At 38.1% G+C, this 1,718-nt stretch carries 2 protein-coding genes; both read right to left on the bottom strand.

The features are described from left to right. Positions 1-183: 183 nt before the first annotated feature. Positions 184-885 (bottom strand): class I SAM-dependent methyltransferase, encoded by a 702-nt coding sequence (locus B4F08_RS07125; protein WP_291373942.1) that lies wholly within the window; start codon positions 883-885, stop codon positions 184-186. Between the two features lie 65 nt (positions 886-950). Then, positions 951-1,718, bottom strand: a 768-nt coding sequence (locus tag B4F08_RS07120; RefSeq protein ID WP_291373941.1) for an AMP-binding protein, incomplete at its 5' end; no start/stop codon positions are given.

Below are 1,718 nucleotides of genomic sequence, written 5' to 3'. Positions count from 1 at the left end.
TTTAAAACCTAATGTTCTGATTTTATTTGGTTTTACCTCCTTTCATTGTTTTGTTTAACGCTTTATTTAGACAAAAAGAACCTCACAATAACTATAAAAGTCACTGTTAATTGAACATTTGGTAAAAATAAAAGCTAAATTATTCTTCTAATCATTTATTCCATTATGAATGAGTCCCTTGGGTTATGAGGCTTGAGCAAACTCGGCAATTTCTGCCTTTTTCGCAATCAAACCCTGATACATTAAGATTTGACTATATGAGTGCACGTCTTCAAAACCAATGCCTTGAAGTCGTTGCTGATATTCACTGAATGAAATAGTGAAAAAGTCATTTTCCATGCGATCAAACATTTTTTGGCATTGCAATTCAGTTAAACCTTGAGCCATACATAAATAACGTAAAGCTTGTAGATGCTGAGGATTGCTGCAAGGCATCAAATCATAGGTCAATAGCAGTCCACTATTTTTCAAACAACGATGAATACTGCTGTAGAAGTCAGTTTTTTGTTCATCTGCTATAAAGTGCGCGACTAAAATAGAAAGTGCAGCATCAAAACCAGCACCTTCAGTTAAAGCAAAGTGATCACCATGTACAAATTGTACCTGTGCAGACTTCCCCATTTGTTTGACACGTATTTCTGCTTTTTCAAGCATAGCTAAGGAAGGATCAAGGGCAGTAAATTTCCAATTAGGATGTCTATTTAGCAGATATTCCAACTCATAACCTGTTCCACATCCAACAATAAGTATGTGTGCAATTGGTTGAAGTACAGACTGTAAAATGGCATCCACTTGTTGATGAATGATTTCATATCCAGGAATTAACTTACGGATATGCTGATCATATTCTTCAACGATCTTTGGACTATTAAAATCTTTTGCCATTCACTGTGATCCTTTTCCTTATGACTTTAAAATGCTGTTTTTTTCTATGCGATGTAAGACATCATTTAGTCGAATACGTTTCCAGTTAAATTCAGTTCAGCACGCATAATTTCCTGTAACTTAAACTTCTGCGCTTTGCCTGATGCAGTCATAGGAAATTCATTAAAGAATTTTACGTAACGAGGCACTTTATTATGTGAAATGTGTTCCTTACAGAAACTACGGATGTTGTCTTCATTGGTCTGATGATGTTCATGCAAAATAATACAAGCACATAGTTCTTCACCGTAACGCGTATCAGGTAGACCAATCACTTGCACATCACAGATCGCAGGATGGGTATATAAGAAGTCTTCGATTTCTTTAGGAAAGAGATTTTCTCCACCACGAATGACGACATCTTTGATGCGACCTTTGATTTTGACAAAGCCTTCAGCATCCATCTCCGCAATGTCACCTGTATGCATCCAACCTGCGGCATCAATTACTTCACGGGTTTTTTCTTCTTCACCCCAATAGCCTGCCATTACCGAGTAACCTCTGACGCATAGCTCGCCTAAGGTTCCTTGTGGTACGAGTTGCCCTTCAGGATCGACAATTTTGATTTCGACATGTGGATGAACATGTCCAACCGTACTGACGCGTTTATCAATGGTGTCACTCACTGAGCTTTGTACGCTGACAGGTGAAGTCTCAGTCATGCCATAACAAATCGTGATTTCTGACATATGCATACGATCAATCACACGCTGCATAATTTCACGTGGGCATGGGCTTCCCGCCATGATCCCTGTACGTAAACTAGATAAGTCAAATTCATTAAATTGTTCATG

Source organism: Acinetobacter sp. UBA6720 (assembly GCF_002454215.1).
Lineage (GTDB): Bacteria > Pseudomonadota > Gammaproteobacteria > Pseudomonadales > Moraxellaceae > Acinetobacter.
Note: the sequence above shows the minus strand (reverse complement) of the source record. Positions and strands in the feature narration are given on the sequence as shown.